We start from the raw sequence: 14,660 nt of genomic DNA, 5'->3' as shown, positions 1-14,660 counted from the left end.
AGGGTGGGGCACATGCCCACGCTGATCCTTGTCCGGCACGGACGTTCCACCGCCAATACCGCGGGAGTGCTCGCCGGGTGGACGCCCGGTGTGGCGCTCGACGAGCGCGGCGCCGCGCAGGCCGCGCGGCTGCCCGAGCGGCTTGCGGACCTGCCCCTCGCCGAGATCGTCGCCAGCCCGCTGCAGCGCTGCCGGGAGACCGTCGCGCCGCTGCTCGCCGCGCGGCCGGAACTGACCCTGCGCACCGAGGACCGCATCGGCGAGTGCGACTACGGGGACTGGTCCGGCCGCAAGCTCGCCGAGCTGTCCGACGAGCCGCTGATGCAGGTCGTGCAGCAGCACCCGACGGCCGCCGCGTTCCCCGGCGGGGAGTCGATGCGGCAGATGCAGCACCGGGCCGCTGAGGCGGTACGTGAGTGGAACGCGCGCGTGGAGCGCGAGCACGGCGAGGACGCCGCCTATGTGATGTGTTCGCACGGCGACATCATCAAGTCCCTTGTCGCGGACGCCATCGGGCTGCATCTGGACCTCTTTCAGCGCATCTCCGTAGAGCCGTGTTCCATCACGGCGATCCGTTACACACGGCTGCGCCCCTTTCTCGTACGCCTCGGAGACACCGGGGACTTCGCGTCCCTGGCACCGCGCGAGGAGCCGGGGGAGCCGGACGCACCGGTCGGGGGCGGCGCGGGCGCACCGTGATCGTCGGCCGCAGTAGGGTGAAGCAGCCGTCAGCACGGTCGACCCGGTCGGCCCTGACCGGTTCCAGCCAGTCGATTTCGATCCCATGGAGATCAGGACGTGTCCCGTCAGGTGTTCCTCTACGACCCTCCGGAGCGGTTTGTGGCCGGTACGGTCGGGCTCCCCGGGCGCCGAACCTTCTTTCTGCAGGCCACGGCAGGACCCCGGGTCACCAGCGTGGCCCTGGAGAAGACCCAGGTGGCCGCGCTCGCCGAGCGCATGGACGAACTGCTCGACGAGGTCGTGCGGCGCACCGGGGGCAACGCCCCGGTGCCCGCCGTGGCCCCCAGCGAGATCTCCGACACCGCGCCGCTGGAGGCGCCCGTTGAGGAGGAGTTCCGCGTCGGCACGATGGCGCTCGCGTGGGACGGCGACGAACAGCGCATGATCGTCGAGGCGCAGGCCCTCGTCGAGCTGGACGCCGAGTCCGAGGAGGACCTGGCGGAGGCCGAGGAGCAGCTTCTCCAGGACGAGGAGAACGGCCCGCCGATGCTCCGCGTCCGCCTCACAGGGAACCAGGCCCGCGCCTTCGCCAAGCGGGCCCTGGACGTCGTGAACGCGGGCCGCCCGCCGTGCCCGCTGTGCAGCCTGCCGCTCGACCCGGAGGGACACGTATGTCCGCGCCAGAACGGATACCGGCGGGACGCGTGAGCGACCGGGACCTGCTCACCTTCGGTGAGCTGAACGTCGAGGGACAGATCCGCGAGGCGTCGAACGCGGTGCTGGTGTGCACCGTCACCCACGAGGGCCGCGAGGCCACCTGCGTCTACAAGCCGGTACGCGGCGAGCGCCCGCTGTGGGACTTCCCCGACGGGAACCTGGCGCGGCGCGAGGTCGCCGCGTACGAGGTCTCCGAGGCGCTCGGCTGGGGCCTCGTGCCGCCGACGGTGCTGCGCGACGGGCCGTACGGCGAGGGCATGGTCCAGCTGTGGATCGACACCCCGGAAGAGGTGGACGAGGGCGACGGGCTGCTCGCCCTCGTCGACGGTGAGGAGCCGGGGGAGGGCTGGAAGGCCATCGGGTTCGCCGAGGTCGGAGAGGGCCGCACGGCGCTGCTGGTGCACGCCGACGACACCCGTCTGCGGCGGCTCTCGGTGCTCGACGCGGTGATCAACAACGGTGACCGCAAGGGCGGGCATCTGCTCGTCGACGCCGAAGGCCACCTGTTCGGCATCGATCACGGTGTGACGTTCAACGCCGAGGACAAGCTGCGCACGCTGCTGTGGGGCTGGGCGGGGGAGCCGCTGACCGAGGAGGCGACCGGGGCCCTGGAGGCGCTGCGGGCGTCCTTGGGGGCGGGCGAGCGGCTCGCTGAGCGGCTCGGTGAGCTGATCACGCCGGCCGAGCTGGAAGCCGTACGGGAGCGGGTCGCGGACCTCCTCAAGACCGGTCGGCACCGGGAGCCGGGCGGGGACTGGCCCGCGATTCCCTGGCCGCCCGTCTGAAAATCGCCGCTCCTAGCGCGCCCGGCATGATCACGCAAGAGGGCGAGTTCGGCCATTACGCCTGGTCCGGTTCGTATGTGGAAGCAGCGTCCGGTTACGCTCGATGCATGCATGCCTGGCCCGCTTCTGAGGTCCCCGCCCTGCCCGGCAAGGGCCGCGACCTCCGGATCCACGACACCGCGACCGGTGGGCTCGTCACCCTTGACCCCGGTCCCGTCGCCCGTATCTACGTCTGCGGCATCACGCCGTACGACGCGACCCACATGGGTCACGCGGCGACCTACAACGCGTTCGACCTCGTGCAGCGCGTGTGGCTCGACACCAAGCGGCAGGTTCACTACGTCCAGAACGTGACGGACGTCGACGATCCTCTGCTGGAGCGGGCCGTGCGTGACGGCATCGAGTGGGACGGCCTCGCCGAGCGCGAGACCGCCCTCTTCCGTGAGGACATGACCGCCCTGCGGATGCTGCCGCCGCAGCACTACATAGGCGCCGTCGAGGCGATACCCGGCATCGTGCCGCTCGTCGAACGACTGCGTGACTCCGGTGCCGCCTACGAGCTCGAGGGCGACACCTACTTCTCCGTGGACGCCGACCCGCACTTCGGGTCCGTCTCGAACCTCGACGCCGCAGCGATGCGGCTGCTCTCCGCCGAGCGCGGGGGCGACCCGGACCGTCCGGGCAAGAAGAACCCGCTCGACCCGATGCTGTGGATGGCCGCCCGCGAGGGCGAGCCCAGCTGGGACGGCGGCTCGCTCGGCCAGGGGCGCCCCGGCTGGCACATCGAGTGTGTCGCCATCGCCCTCGACCACCTTGGCATGGGCTTCGACGTCCAGGGCGGCGGCTCCGACCTGGCCTTCCCGCACCACGAGATGGGTGCCTCGCACGCCCAGGCGCTCACCGGCGAGTTCCCGATGGCCAAGGCGTACGTGCACGCCGGCATGGTCGCGCTCGACGGCGAGAAGATGTCCAAGTCCAAGGGCAACCTGGTGTTCGTCTCCGCGCTGCGCCGCGAGGGTGTCGACCCCGCCGCCATCCGGCTCGCGCTCCTCGACCACCACTACCGCTCCGACTGGGAGTGGACGGACCAGGTGCTCGCCGACGCGGTGGCCCGTCTCGACCGCTGGCGCGCCGCCGTCTCCCGCCCCGACGGCCCGTCCGCCGAGGCGCTCGTCGAGGAGATCCGCGAGGCGCTCGCCGACGACCTGGACGCACCCACCGCGCTGATCGCCGTCGACCGCTGGGCCGAGGCCCAGGCGGCCGGTGGTGGCACGGACGAGGGCGCCCCCGGCGTCGTATCGCGTGCCGTGGACGCCCTGCTGGGCGTGGCGCTGTAGTCCCACCCGACAACAACCAAGAGGGCGCCTCCCTGTGCACGGGGAGGCGCCCCTTTTCGTGTGTGCCTTTCACCTTCCCGTCAGATGCGCTGGACGCGCACGCTGCGCAGGACGAGCGGCGTGCCCGTGTCCCAGATGCCGACGACCTGGTGGCCGAACGCGAAGGCCTCCTGGACCTCGTCGTGGGCCTGCGGGGTCGGGTTGTTGAGGACCCGGAACTGGTTGTTGATGCGCAGGAAGATCTGCCGCGGCTGACCCGGGAGCGGCTGCACGATGTCGATGTAGCCGTTCGCCACGCCGGAGGCGAGTGCCTGCTGCTCGATCTGCTGCTGGGCCTGCTGGTGCGCGGCCTGCTGGACCTGCTGCAGATGCTGTTGCACCTGCTGCTCGATCTGCTGTGCCTGCTGGTCCTGCTGCTGACCGTACTGCTGTTGCCCGTACTGCTGCTGGCCCTGCTGCATCTGCTGGCCGAAGGGCTGCTGTTGCTGCTGCCCGCCGAGCTGCTGGAGCAGTTGCTGGTACGGCTGCTGCTGGCCGAGCTGCTGGAGCTGCTGCTGGAGCTGCTGGACGAGCTGCTCCTGGCCCTGACCACCCTGGCCCTGACCGCTCATGCCCGGCTGCTGCTGACCGTACGACTGCTGGCCCATGCCGTGCTGTTGCTGCTGGTAGGGCGAGGTGCTCGGGAACTGCTGACCCTGCTGGCCCATTTGGGGGGTGATGCTCATGCGGGTGCCACCTTCCATCAATGGTTGGTTGCGTTGCCTCTCAGCCCGTGACGACCAGGCCGACGACCTCGTCGTCCGAGAACCACACACGTACGTCGGGCCGTCCCCCTGCGAAGGCGGTGTGCACCGCCTGGCGGGTCTCGGGGGACGGATTGTTCAGATTGCGCCAGGAGCCCGCCACGAACAGGCGTAGCCGGGGCGGGAGTTCGGGCGGATACGGGATCAGCTCGTCCCAGTACCGCTCGGCCTGGCCCGAACCGACCGTCGAGGGAAGCAGGTTGGTGACCGCTCCCTTGATGTCGGGCCGGTTGCCGATCCGCTGCGAAGCGGGCCGGCCGGGGGCGTCCTGCTGTGGTGAGCCGGTCGCCCGGAGTACCTCGCGCGCCCGCTGCGAGATCATCGGGCGCTGACCGCCTGCCTTGAGCATTCCTTGGAGGGCGGTCAGCGCGCCGACGACCACCGGGGAGGCGGACGAGGTGCCTGAGAAGGTGTCGGTGTACCAGGCGATCTCCTCGGTGCCGCCCTGAAGATCGCCGGGCTTGTTCCAGGAGCCACCGGTGGTGGTGACCTCGCGGCCCCAGCCCTGGGCGTCCACGCGGGCGCCGTAGTTGGAGAACGAGAGGCGCGAGCGGTCCGGGCCGTGGTCGCGGCCGTGGGTGCCGGGTGGCGGGGCGCCCGCGCCGACGAGGACCGCGTCCGAGGAGCGGTTCGACGGGTTGAACGGGTTGTGCCACCACGTCGGGAACTCGTCGGGCCGCCGCTCGTACACGGCGTCGTCGAGGGACTCGGACCCGTTGCCCGCCGCGCCCACGACCACGATGCCCTTCGCCGTCGCGTACTTGATGGCCGCGAAGTCGTCGGGCCACCACTCCAGGGCGATGTAGCCGCGCTGGTCGTCTCGCGGTTCGAAGTCGAACCGCGGCCCCGGGCGGTGCAGTTCGATGAGGATGACGTCGCCGGGGCTCAGCCGGTCGGCCGCCGCGTGGATCGCCGCCGCCGTGCCCACGCCCTGGAAGGACGCGGCCGCCGTCACGGCCTCCGGCACGATGCCGGTGATGCCGCGATCGTTGCGGTCGCCGCCGATCACGCCGAGGACCGCGGTGCCGTGATTGCGCCAGGCCACGTCCGAGATCGGCGTGCCGACCACGATGCCGGCGAGCTTCGCCGACAGGTCCTCGTGCCCCAACTGCCAGGCGCCCTCGACATCGATGACGGTGACGCCCTCGCCGCTGCCGCCGAGCCGCCGCCACGCCCACTGCGCGTCGATGCCGGCGGGCGCGGGGCCCAAGTAGCCCTGGCGGCCCGTGTAGTCGGGCGTCGCGGCCGTCTTCTCCTTCTGCCGCCGCGCCTCGTCGAAGTTCTCCGGGGACGACGCGCGCGCCGCCGGCACCGCGCCGGGCTTCACGTACGCCGTGTCGATCTCCGGGAGCGCCGCGATCCGCGACCGCAGCTCCTGCGCCCGCTCGGCCCCGCCGCGCACCCGGTAGAACAGCGCCAGGTCCGGTACGTCGGCCGCGGGTGCCTCGCCGACTTCCTGTACCCGCTCCTCGCTGCCGAACAGCGGTTCAAGAGCGAGTTGTTCGTCTCCGAGGAACATGTTCAGCGCCGATACGTCGGCGCCCGCCGCGGAGCGCACACCGTCGGTCTGAACGCGCAGGCGGGCCTCCGGGCGCGCCACAACGATCAGTTCCTCTTCCGCCCCGCGATAGGTGAAACCGGATCCCTCCGGCCCCGGCCCGGCCGCTCCCGGCCCCTGCGCCGGGCTTGCGTGCTGGTCGGTCATCGGTCCACAGCTCCCCTCGCCACATCAGGTCGTACGGGTCTGCTTGTGCCGTGTGTTTCCTTGCGGCTTGTCGGGGCTCACCCTGCTACGCCGACGCCCGCCCGTCCACCCCCCTGCCGACCAACTGCGTTTGAAAACAAGTTGAATGGGGAACCCCCTGCAACTGCCATCAATTCGGCCGGAAACAACTGTCACGCCGCAAACCGGCCAGATTCGGGGCGCGGGCGCGGGTGCGGGTGCGGGCACGACGGAGGGCGGGGCGCTCGGCGCCCCGCCCTCCGGTCACTTCGTGCTGCGGCTACTCGTCGCCGTCGTCGCCCTCCGGGCGCGGCGGCTTCGGCGGCCTGGTCCGGCCGCTCGGGTTGTCGCGCAGGTGCGAGGAGCCGTCGCCGCCGTCCGTCGCGTGACCGCCAGGACCGGCGTCCGGATCGCGGCGCTGCAAGTAGCGCTCGAACTCGCGGGCGATGGCCTCGCCGGAGGCCTCGGGCAGCTCCGCGGTGTCGCGGGCCTCCTCAAGGGACTGCACGTACTCGGCGACCTCGCTGTCCTCGGCCGCCAGCTGGTCCACGCCCAACTGCCAGGCCCGCGCGTCCTCGGCCAGGTCGCCCAGCGGGATGCGCAGGTCGATCAGGTCCTCCAGACGGTTCAGGAGGGCCAGCGTCGCCTTCGGGTTCGGCGGCTGCGACACGTAGTGCGGAACGGCCGCCCACAGCGAGACCGCGGGAACGCCCGCGTGCGTGCAGGCCTCCTGGAGGATGCCGACGATGCCCGTCGGACCCTCGTACTTGGTCTCCTCCAGGTTCATCCGCGAGGCCAGGTCCGCGTCCGACGTGACACCGCTGACCGGAACGGGCCTGGTGTGCGGGGTGTCGCCGAGCAGCGCGCCGAGGACGACGACGAGTTCGACGCCCAGCTCGTGCGCGAAGCCGAGCAGCTCGTTGCAGAACGAGCGCCAGCGCATGGACGGCTCGATGCCCCGGACCAAAACCAGGTCGCGCGGCTTGTCCCCGCCGATACGGATCACCGAGAGCCGCGTCGTCGGCCATGTGATCTTTCGCACGCCGGCGTCGACGAACACGGTCGGGCGGTTGACCTGGAAGTCGTAGTAGTCCTCGGCGTCCAGCGCCGCGAACACCTCGCCCTTCCACTCCTTGTCGAGATGCGCGACCGCGGTGGAGGCGGCGTCGCCGGCATCGTTCCAGCCCTCGAACGCGGCCACCATGACCGGGTCGACCAGCTCGGGAACCCCCTCGAGCTCGATCACCCAGTGCCTCCTTCCGACGTGCCCTCGCGTACCTGCCCACCTTACGGCGTCGGCGGGGGCCCTCCGCAGCCCCCTTGTGGGCGCGGACTGCCCCCAACACTGCCCCACGGCGGAGTGGTCCACTCCACCGTGGGGCAGTCGTCAGGTCCGCGCGAGCCGCGCCGCGTCGGGTTCGGCGGCCGGTGCCTCGCGGATCGGCCTGACCAGCAGCCATGCCCCGCACACCAGGGTCAGCGCCTGGGCCCCGGCGAGCAGGGTGAATCCGGCGCCGAAGCCGTGGCCGCCGCTCGCCGCGATGGCCACGCCCATGAGGGTGGGCATGAACGCCGACACGAGGTTGCCGGACCCCGTTCACGACCCCGTAGGCGCTGCCGACGAAGTGTGCGGGCGCGCAGTGCTGGACGAGGGTGGGGATGGCCGGGCCCTGAAGGCCCCAGAAGGCGCCGGCCAGAATCAGGCCGGTGGCCGCGGCCCCGTCGCTGTCCGCGCCCGCGACGAGCAGCACACACACGGCGGTGCCGGTCGAGCCCACCACGAACGGCAGCGCGAGCAGCCGCCGCGGCAGCCGGTCGAGCAGCAGCCCGCCCAGGAACCCGGACACCAGCGACATCAGGAACGGCAGGGCGGAGACGATCCCCATCGCGGAGAGGGAGAAGTGCCGCTCGTGCAGCAGATACGAGGGCAGCCAGGCGCTCGACCCCCACAGATACGCGAGCGTGGCGATCTCGATGACCAGGATGGGCGCCAGGCGCGGCATGCGTAGCGCGCCCTTCAGGGTGGCCCCGAAGCCCGGCCGCTCGGCGCCGCGCACGCCACGTCCTCGTACGCACAGCAGAATCAGCGGCAGGCCGATCACCGCGTTCAGCGCCGCGAGGGCGAGGAACGAGGTGTGCCAGTCGAAGCGGTAGACGAGGTACGTGATCAGGGGGAGGCCCGCGGCCGTGCCGAGGGACACCCCCATCGAGCTGACCGCGTTCGGGCGGCCCGCCTCGTGCGGCGCGAAGTGCTCGCGCACGTACATCGTCTTGAGCGAGAACAGCGGACCTTCGGCGGCGCCGAGCAGGGCCCGCAGCGCGGTCAGCGTGAGCGCGCCGAGCGCGTACGGCGAAAGCAGCGTCATCAGCGACCACAGGGTGACGCTGATGACGAGGCCGCGGCGCACCCCGAGCGACGTCTCGTAGAACGGGGTGAGGACGAACGCCGCGATGCCGTACCCGACGAGGAACACGGTCGACAGGGCGCCCTGCGCCGTCGGGTCGCCGGTGATGCCGAAGTGGTCGGTGAACGCCTTGTCCGTGATGAGGACGGAGACGTTCACGCGGTCCACGTAGCTGATCAGGACGATGACCAGCAGGCTGAGGACACCCGCCCAGCGGGCCCGTGTGCTCATGCGCCCGCGGTCTGCTTCTCGGCCTCGCCGCGGTACATGCGGCGGAGGCGGACCACGCCGAGGTCGTGTTGGTACAGGTTCTCCTGCTGGTCGGCGTCGGCCGGCATGGCCTCCAGCATCTCCCGGTCCTGCTCCAGGACCTCCCAGTGCCGCTTCTCGATGAGCGTCTTGTAGAGGAAGCGCCAGGTGTCGCGCTGCCAGCCCTGGACCTTGCGGTAGCGCCAGAAGAAGACGGCGCAGCGCCCCTCGTCGACCGGGCGCACCATGCCGACGATGCCGAACGGGCCGCCGGGGCCGGCGGACGGCGGGTAGGGGATCGACAGGTCGACCCAGTCCACGCCCGTACGGCACAGCTCGACCCAGTCGAAGTTCACCCCCCGCTGGTCGGTCTTCTCGAAGAAGTAGCCGCGGTCGGTCTCCCGGATGCGGAACTTGGCGGTGGTGTCACCGTCGAACATGGTGTGTGAGTCGTGGTGCAGGAACTGGCCGTGCATCGGGTCGAGCAGGTTCTCGACGCCGTAGCGCCACGGCACGTTCCACTCCGCGTAGCAGAGGATCGCGTCGGTGTCGGGGTCGGTCAGCGGCTCGGGGAGCGTCAACTCGGCCGGTTCCGGGTGCTGTTCGTCGCCGAAGTAGGCGAGGACGGCGCCGGACACCTCGCGCACGGGAAGCGACGTGACGAGCTTCTTGCCCTCCAGGTTGCAGCCGGGCAGGCCGGGCACGGAGGAGACGGTGCCGTCGGTCTCGATCTCGATGCCGTGGTACCAGCAGGCCACCCGGTCGCCCAGGTGTTTCCCGAGGGAGAGCGGGGCGCCGCGGTGCGGACAGCGGTCGGCGAGCATGCTCAGGGTGCCGTCGGAGCGGCGGAACAGCAGCCACTGCTCGCCGAGGACGGTGACCTTGCGCATCGCGCCGGGCGCGACGAAGGAGGAGGGGACGACGGGGTGCCACTGGTTGCGCAGGCCGGTCGCGTAGATCTTGTCGGCGGTCAGAGCCATGGGTGTGTCACGCTCCCAGTCGGTGCATCTCGGCGCGGAAGGATTCCTCGGTCCACGGCGCCCCGTCGGGGGCGTGGACCTGACGGGCGTTCAGCCCGCTCACGACGTCGGTGAGTTCGTGGCCGACCTTCGTGAAGACCTCTTCGAGCGTCGCCGCCAGCTTGAACTCGTAGGGGCTCGGCTCGTGGTCGCGGGACTGGTGGACCTCCAGGTACGGCCAGTCGGTGGTGGTCTCGGTGGTGCTGCTCATGGGTGTCTCCTACGTCTTCAGGAGGTTCAGGAGGTTCAGGAGGTTCAGGAGGGGCTTACAGGTCCAGTACGAGGCGGGAGCCGGCCGCGCAGCGCGAGACGCAGATCATCATCGAGGCGCTCGCGGCGTGCTCGGCTTCCGACAGGAGGAAGTCGCGGTGTTCGGGGGCGCCTTCGATGACGCGGGTCTCGCAGGAGCCGCAGATGCCGTCGCGGCACGAGCTGGTGACATCGATGCCCGCGGTCTCGGCGGCCTCCAGGATCGAGGTGTCGGCGCCGACGGTGAGGGTCTGCCCCGAGGTGCGGCACTCGACCTCGAACTGGCCGTCGTCCTCGGACCGTTCGGCGACGGGTGCGGAGAACCTTTCGAGGCGCAGTCGGTCGCCGGGGCAGCGCTCCCCGACGGCGGCGAGCAGCGGCTCGGGCCCGCAGGAGTAGACGAGGGCCCCTTCGGGCAGCCCGGCGAGCGTCGCGTCCAGGTCGATGTGCCCCTGCTCGTCCTGCGGTACGAGGGTCAAGTCACCGCCAAGTGCTGCCAGTTCCTCGGTGAACGCCATCGAGGCGCGCCCCCGGCCGCCGTACACCATGCGCCAGTCGGCGCCGCGTCGGGACGCCTCCCGTGCCATCGCGAGGATCGGCGTGACACCGATGCCGCCGGCGATGAACACGTACGCGGGGGCGTCCTCCAGTACGAAGTGGTTGCGCGGCTCGGACACGGTGACCTGCTGGCCGGGGCGCAGCTTGGTGTGCACGTGGCGCGAACCACCGCGCGAGGACGGCTCGTTGAGCACACCGATGCGGTACGTGCCGCAGTCGGACGGGTCGCCGCACAGGCTGTACTGGCGGATCTGCCCGCCGACGTGCACGTCGAGGTGCGCGCCCGGCGCCCAGGCGGGCAGCGGCTTGCCGAGCTGGTCGGCGGGCCGGGTCAGCTCGACGGACAGGACGCCGTCGGCCTCCCAGGTCATCCGCCGGACCAGCAGGTCCAGGAGACGGTCGTCGGTCATGGTGGTCTCCTTACGCGCCGGGGATCTTCACGGGCGGGGTGAACGGGTTCTTCATCGGGCCGAGCGAGGCGAGGTCGACCTCGACGAGCGTCGGCCCCTCGGCGCCGACGGCCTGCTCGATCACCGGGCGCGCGTGCTCGGCGTCGGCGATCCGGAGGTACGGCAACCCGCAGGCGCGGGCGAGGAGTTCGAAGTCCGGGGTGGCGAGGTCGACGCCGGAGCGGCGCTCGCTGTAGCGGTCCTGCATATTGCGCAGCACGCCGTAGCCGCCGTCGTTGAAGACCAGGACGGTCAGGCGGGGGCGTTCCTGGGCGACGGTGAGCAGCTCGCCGAGGTGCACGGCGAGGCCGCCGTCGCCCGCGATGACGACGGTGGGCCGCTCCGGGTCGGCGAGCGCGGCGCCGATGCCCATGCCGAGTCCCTGTCCGATGCCGCCACCGCGCGGGAACACGTTGGAGCGCGGGTCGTACATCTCCAGGAGCCGGTTGCCCCAGCTGCTGGACGGGATGGTGACGTCGCGGGCGACGACGGCGTCGCGCGGCAGCACGGCGCGCAGTGCGTCGCAGATGGCGGCCTGGGGGCCGATGTTGTCGTGGAGCGTGGCACGTACCTCGGCGCGTACGTCCTTGATCCGCTGGGTCCACGACGGCTCGGCGGGGCGGGCGTGCGGGAGCAGGGCGGCCAGGGCGTCTACGGCGTCGGCGTGCAAGGTGTGCGCGGCCGGGTAGACACGGCCGAGGGCGGCGGCATCGACGTCGATCTGGATGTGCCGGTCGGCGCCGGGGAGTTGGAGCCCGTAGTCGGCGGTCTCGTTGGAGCGGAAGTGCGTGCCGATGGTCAGCAGAACGTCCGCGTCGGCGAGCAGGGCCCGCCCGGCGGGGGTGGTGGCGAAGTTGCCGATGACCTGCGGGTGGTCCTCGGGGACCGCGCCGCGCCCGGAGTTGGAGGTGAGCAGCCCGGCGCCGGCCGCCTCGACGAGCGCCGTGAGTTCGGCGCCGGCGCGGGTGGCACCGCCGCCGGCCCAGATGAGGGGGCGCTCGGCGGAGGTCAACAGAGCTGCTGCGGAGGCAAGTTGGGTGGCATCGATTGCGGTGGTGACCTGCTCGACGTCCTCGGGAGCGTCCGTCTGCGCCGCGTACTGAAGGTCGATCGGCCACTCCACGCTCGCCGGGCCGCCGGGTGCGGCGAGCGCGGCGCGGGCGGCGGCGCGCAGGACGGTGCCCGCCTCCTCGGTGGAGCAGACGGTGGCGGCGTACGCCGAGACCGCGTCGAGCATGCCGAGCTGGTTCTTCGTCTCGTGGATGAACCCGCGGCCGCTGCCCAGGAATTCGGCCTCGACCTGGCCGGTGACGTGCAGCACGGACGTGCCGGAGGCGAGCGCCTCGATCAGCGACCCGGCCGCGTTGCCCGCACCCGTCCCGGTCGAGGTGAGCGCGCAGCCGATGCCCCCGCGGGCCCGGCCGTACGCGTCGGCGGCGTTCACGGCGCTCGCCTCGTGCCGCACCGGTACGAAGCGCAGCTCGCGGTCGACAGCCTCGACCAGCGGCAGGTTGTGCACGGACACGATGCCGAAGACCGTGTCGACGCCGAGTTCCTTCAGGACGGCGACGAGGAGGTCACCGCCGGTGGTGTACTGCATGTGAACTCCTCAGAGGATGCCGCGGCCGACGCCGCCGCAGACGTCGATGGCGGTCCCGGTGATGTACGAGGCGCGTGGCGAGAGCAGCGCGACGATCGCGTACGCGACCTCCTCGGCGCGGCCGAGCCGACCGAGCGAGACGCCGCGGTCGGCGGCCAGTTCCGCCTGCCAGTCCTCGTACGACATCCCGGAGTCCGCGGCGGCGTGCCGGCGCGTCCACTGCCCGGTGTCGATGAGCCCGAGGCAGACCGAGTTGACCCGGATGCCGTCCGAAGCCAGCTCCTGGGAAAGGGACTTGGAGAGGTTGAGGATGCCGGCGCGGGCGGCGCTCGTCGTGATCAGCCGCGGCTCGGGCTGCTTGGCGAGCACCGCGTTGACGTTGACGACGGAGGCCGCTTCGGACGCCCGCAGATACTCCCGCGCCGCCTGCAGCGGATTCAGCACGCCCGCGAACTTCAGCTCCAGCTCGTCGCGCCAGTCGTCCTCGGTCGTGTCGTCGAGGCGCTTCATGCGGGACTGGCCGGCGTTGTTGACCAGTCCGTCGATGCGCCCGTCGAAGGCCTGCGCGGACGCCGCCACGAAGCCGCGTACGGCGTCGGCGTCGCGCACGTCGCAGGTGGCGGTGAAGAGGCGCTCGTGGGTGCCGAGCTTCTTCAGGCGGTCGGCGTCGCGCCCGCAGGTGGCGACGTTCGCGCCTTCGTCGAGGAGGGCGCGGACCGTGGCCAGGCCGACGCCCGAGCTGCCTCCGGTGACCACATAGGTCCGGTCGGCGAGGCCCAGATCCATAACTCAGTTCTCCAGTACGGAAGTTGGGTGTTGGGTCAGTTCATGGTGAATCCGCCGTTGACGGCGATCACCTGTCCGGTCAGATAGCGGGACTCCTCGGAGAGGAGGAAGGACGCGAACCCGGTCAGGTCGTCGGGCTGCTGCGGCCGGGAGATCGCCCGGTTCGCGGCGTAGAGACCGTGCCGCTCCTCCGGGACCGTCTCGGTCGCCTCGCATTCGGTGAGGCCCGGCGCCAGCGCGTTCACGGTGATGCCGCGCTCGCCGAGCTCCCGGGCCATCGCGCGGGTGAGGGCGATGACCGCGCCCTTCGACGTGATGTAGTGCGCGAGCCGGGGCGAACCGTAAAGGGCGGCGTCCGAGGCGATGTTGACGATGCGTCCGGTCGGGCCGAACAGCGGGTGCAGCGCCTTGGACACCAGCCAGGGGCCGCGCGCGTTCACCGTCATCAGGCGGTCCCAGGCCTCGATGTCGATGTCCTGGAACTCCTTGCCGCCGACGCCGTTGGCGAGGGCGGCGTTGTTGACGAGCCCGTAGAGCCCGCCCAAGTCCCGTACGAACGAGGCGAGTTCCTCGACGGACGCCGGGTCCGCCACGTCGCAGCGTGCGAAGTGCGCGTCGTGCCCCTCGCTCCGCAGCTCCTCGGCCGCGCGGGCGCCGCGCTCCGGGTCGAGCTCGGCGAGGACGACCCGGAAGCCGTCCGCGCCGGCCCGGCGGGCCATGGCCAGTCCCAGACCACGGCCCGCCCCGGTCACGACGACCGTGCGCGCGTCACGCGAGTCAGTCACGGGTGACGCCGTGCATCGGCGAGTACTCGGGGTACGAGGGCACCTGCGGCTTCTGGGTGCCGATGACCACGCAGAACAGGGCGTCGGTGTCGCCCTCGTTCTTCAGCGAGCGGGTCACACCGGCGGGCACCACGATCATGTCGCGGTAGCCGAGGGTGCGGTACTCGACCTCGTCCGGGCCGCGGTGGACGCCGACGCGTACCTCGCCCTCCAGGACGAAGAAGGCCTCCTCCACGTCGTGGTGCGTGTGGGCCGGGCCCTCGGCGCCGGGCGGAAGGAGCATGTTGGAGAAGGTGAAGCCGCCGGACGGGAGGATGCGGCTGTCGCCCTCGTGGTTGCCGGTGGCGCCGGAGCCGACGTAGCGGATCTGGCCGCGGCGGTACTGCTTGCCCGCCTTCTCCTGGAAGGAGAGCGTGTCGAAGTCGGCGACGCGGGACTCCTTCGACGCGATCAGCGAGTCGGTGTACGTGCCGAGGTCGCCGCCGTTGTCGTACTCGGTGGTGGTCAGAGGCAT

General features: G+C 71.4%; 15 protein-coding genes and 1 pseudogene. 4 read left to right on the top strand and 12 right to left on the bottom strand.

Features of this window, described 5'->3' with window-relative positions:
* The first annotated feature begins 12 nt into the window (after positions 1–12).
* The 4 genes from OHA73_RS11205 to mshC all read left to right on the top strand — a co-directional run bounded on the left by OHA73_RS11205 (position 13) and on the right by mshC (position 3,520).
* A complete protein-coding gene (locus tag OHA73_RS11205; RefSeq protein ID WP_266721424.1) occupies positions 13–699 on the top strand; it encodes a histidine phosphatase family protein in 687 nt (228 codons plus the stop codon).
* A 99-nt stretch (positions 700–798) separates the two neighbouring features.
* Positions 799–1,389 carry a DUF3090 domain-containing protein gene (locus tag OHA73_RS11200; RefSeq protein WP_266721426.1) on the top strand — a complete coding sequence of 197 codons (591 nt, stop codon included), beginning with the start codon at positions 799–801 and terminating at the stop codon, positions 1,387–1,389.
* Positions 1,353–2,183 (top strand): SCO1664 family protein, encoded by an 831-nt coding sequence (locus OHA73_RS11195; protein WP_267071029.1) that lies wholly within the window; start codon positions 1,353–1,355, stop codon positions 2,181–2,183. Before OHA73_RS11200 ends, OHA73_RS11195 begins: the two co-directional genes overlap by 37 nt.
* A 107-nt stretch (positions 2,184–2,290) precedes the next feature.
* The gene (mshC, locus tag OHA73_RS11190; protein WP_267071030.1) at positions 2,291–3,520 is read left to right on the top strand and encodes a cysteine--1-D-myo-inosityl 2-amino-2-deoxy-alpha-D-glucopyranoside ligase; all 1,230 of its coding nucleotides are present in this window, start codon (positions 2,291–2,293) and stop codon (positions 3,518–3,520) included.
* Positions 3,521–3,600: 80 nt separating this feature from the next.
* On the opposite strand, the gene OHA73_RS11185 is transcribed toward mshC, so the two are convergent.
* The 12 genes and pseudogenes from OHA73_RS11185 to OHA73_RS11130 form a co-directional block, all read right to left on the bottom strand.
* Entirely contained in the window at positions 3,601–4,245 is a 645-nt protein-coding gene (locus tag OHA73_RS11185) for a hypothetical protein (RefSeq protein WP_327654958.1), read from the bottom strand.
* 40 nt (positions 4,246–4,285) lie between these two features.
* Positions 4,286–6,028, bottom strand: coding sequence for a S8 family peptidase (locus OHA73_RS11180; RefSeq protein ID WP_267071031.1), 1,743 nt, complete (start codon positions 6,026–6,028; stop codon positions 4,286–4,288).
* Positions 6,029–6,326: 298 nt separating this feature from the next.
* On the bottom strand, positions 6,327–7,292 hold the full coding sequence (locus tag OHA73_RS11175) for a PAC2 family protein (protein ID WP_327654957.1): 966 nt from the start codon (positions 7,290–7,292) through the stop codon (positions 6,327–6,329).
* A 141-nt stretch (positions 7,293–7,433) separates the two neighbouring features.
* A complete protein-coding gene (locus tag OHA73_RS11170) occupies positions 7,434–7,613 on the bottom strand; it encodes a hypothetical protein (RefSeq protein ID WP_327654956.1) in 180 nt (59 codons plus the stop codon).
* A gap of 79 nt (positions 7,614–7,692) precedes the next feature.
* A pseudogene (locus OHA73_RS11165) lies at positions 7,693–8,682 on the bottom strand (MFS transporter); the annotation flags it as partial.
* Positions 8,679–9,680: an aromatic ring-hydroxylating dioxygenase subunit alpha gene (locus tag OHA73_RS11160; RefSeq protein WP_327654955.1), complete on the bottom strand. Its 1,002-nt coding sequence runs from the start codon at positions 9,678–9,680 to the stop codon at positions 8,679–8,681. The pseudogene OHA73_RS11165 and the gene OHA73_RS11160, both read right to left, overlap by 4 nt.
* A gap of 7 nt (positions 9,681–9,687) precedes the next feature.
* Positions 9,688–9,930: a recombinase-like helix-turn-helix domain-containing protein gene (locus OHA73_RS11155; protein WP_266721439.1), complete on the bottom strand. Its 243-nt coding sequence runs from the start codon at positions 9,928–9,930 to the stop codon at positions 9,688–9,690.
* A gap of 55 nt (positions 9,931–9,985) precedes the next feature.
* A complete protein-coding gene (locus OHA73_RS11150) occupies positions 9,986–10,936 on the bottom strand; it encodes a PDR/VanB family oxidoreductase (protein ID WP_327654954.1) in 951 nt (316 codons plus the stop codon).
* 10 nt (positions 10,937–10,946) lie between these two features.
* Positions 10,947–12,575, bottom strand: coding sequence for a thiamine pyrophosphate-binding protein (locus OHA73_RS11145; RefSeq protein WP_327654953.1), 1,629 nt, complete (start codon positions 12,573–12,575; stop codon positions 10,947–10,949).
* Between the two features lie 9 nt (positions 12,576–12,584).
* The gene (locus OHA73_RS11140; protein ID WP_266721445.1) at positions 12,585–13,361 is read right to left on the bottom strand and encodes an SDR family oxidoreductase; all 777 of its coding nucleotides are present in this window, start codon (positions 13,359–13,361) and stop codon (positions 12,585–12,587) included.
* 35 nt (positions 13,362–13,396) lie between these two features.
* On the bottom strand, positions 13,397–14,146 hold the full coding sequence (locus OHA73_RS11135; RefSeq protein ID WP_266721447.1) for an SDR family oxidoreductase: 750 nt from the start codon (positions 14,144–14,146) through the stop codon (positions 13,397–13,399).
* Positions 14,139–14,660: a cupin domain-containing protein gene (locus OHA73_RS11130; RefSeq protein WP_266721449.1), complete on the bottom strand. Its 522-nt coding sequence runs from the start codon at positions 14,658–14,660 to the stop codon at positions 14,139–14,141. Before OHA73_RS11130 ends, OHA73_RS11135 begins: the two co-directional genes overlap by 8 nt.

Origin of the sequence: Streptomyces sp. NBC_00483, assembly GCF_036013745.1 — a bacterium.
Lineage (GTDB): Bacteria > Actinomycetota > Actinomycetes > Streptomycetales > Streptomycetaceae > Streptomyces.
The sequence above is the reverse complement of the archived record's forward strand: the minus strand, read 5'-3'. Positions and strand labels throughout refer to the sequence as shown.

Excerpts from the sequence above, each read along its gene's own strand:
- OHA73_RS11205 (WP_266721424.1), top strand. The coding sequence starts at position 13 with ATGCCCACGCTGATCCTTGTCCGGCACGGACGTTCCACCGCCAATACC.
- OHA73_RS11185 (WP_327654958.1), bottom strand. The coding sequence starts at position 4,245 with ATGAGCATCACCCCCCAAATGGGCCAGCAGGGTCAGCAGTTCCCGAGC.
- OHA73_RS11155 (WP_266721439.1), bottom strand. The coding sequence starts at position 9,930 with ATGAGCAGCACCACCGAGACCACCACCGACTGGCCGTACCTGGAGGTC.
- OHA73_RS11150 (WP_327654954.1), bottom strand. The coding sequence starts at position 10,936 with ATGACCGACGACCGTCTCCTGGACCTGCTGGTCCGGCGGATGACCTGG.
- OHA73_RS11140 (WP_266721445.1), bottom strand. The coding sequence starts at position 13,361 with ATGGATCTGGGCCTCGCCGACCGGACCTATGTGGTCACCGGAGGCAGC.
- OHA73_RS11130 (WP_266721449.1), bottom strand. The coding sequence starts at position 14,660 with ATGCCTCTGACCACCACCGAGTACGACAACGGCGGCGACCTCGGCACG.
- mshC (WP_267071030.1), top strand. The coding sequence starts at position 2,291 with ATGCATGCCTGGCCCGCTTCTGAGGTCCCCGCCCTGCCCGGCAAGGGC.
- OHA73_RS11145 (WP_327654953.1), bottom strand. The coding sequence starts at position 12,575 with ATGCAGTACACCACCGGCGGTGACCTCCTCGTCGCCGTCCTGAAGGAA.
- OHA73_RS11195 (WP_267071029.1), top strand. The coding sequence starts at position 1,353 with ATGTCCGCGCCAGAACGGATACCGGCGGGACGCGTGAGCGACCGGGAC.
- OHA73_RS11180 (WP_267071031.1), bottom strand. The coding sequence starts at position 6,028 with ATGACCGACCAGCACGCAAGCCCGGCGCAGGGGCCGGGAGCGGCCGGG.
- OHA73_RS11160 (WP_327654955.1), bottom strand. The coding sequence starts at position 9,680 with ATGGCTCTGACCGCCGACAAGATCTACGCGACCGGCCTGCGCAACCAG.
- OHA73_RS11170 (WP_327654956.1), bottom strand. The coding sequence starts at position 7,613 with ATGCCCACCCTCATGGGCGTGGCCATCGCGGCGAGCGGCGGCCACGGC.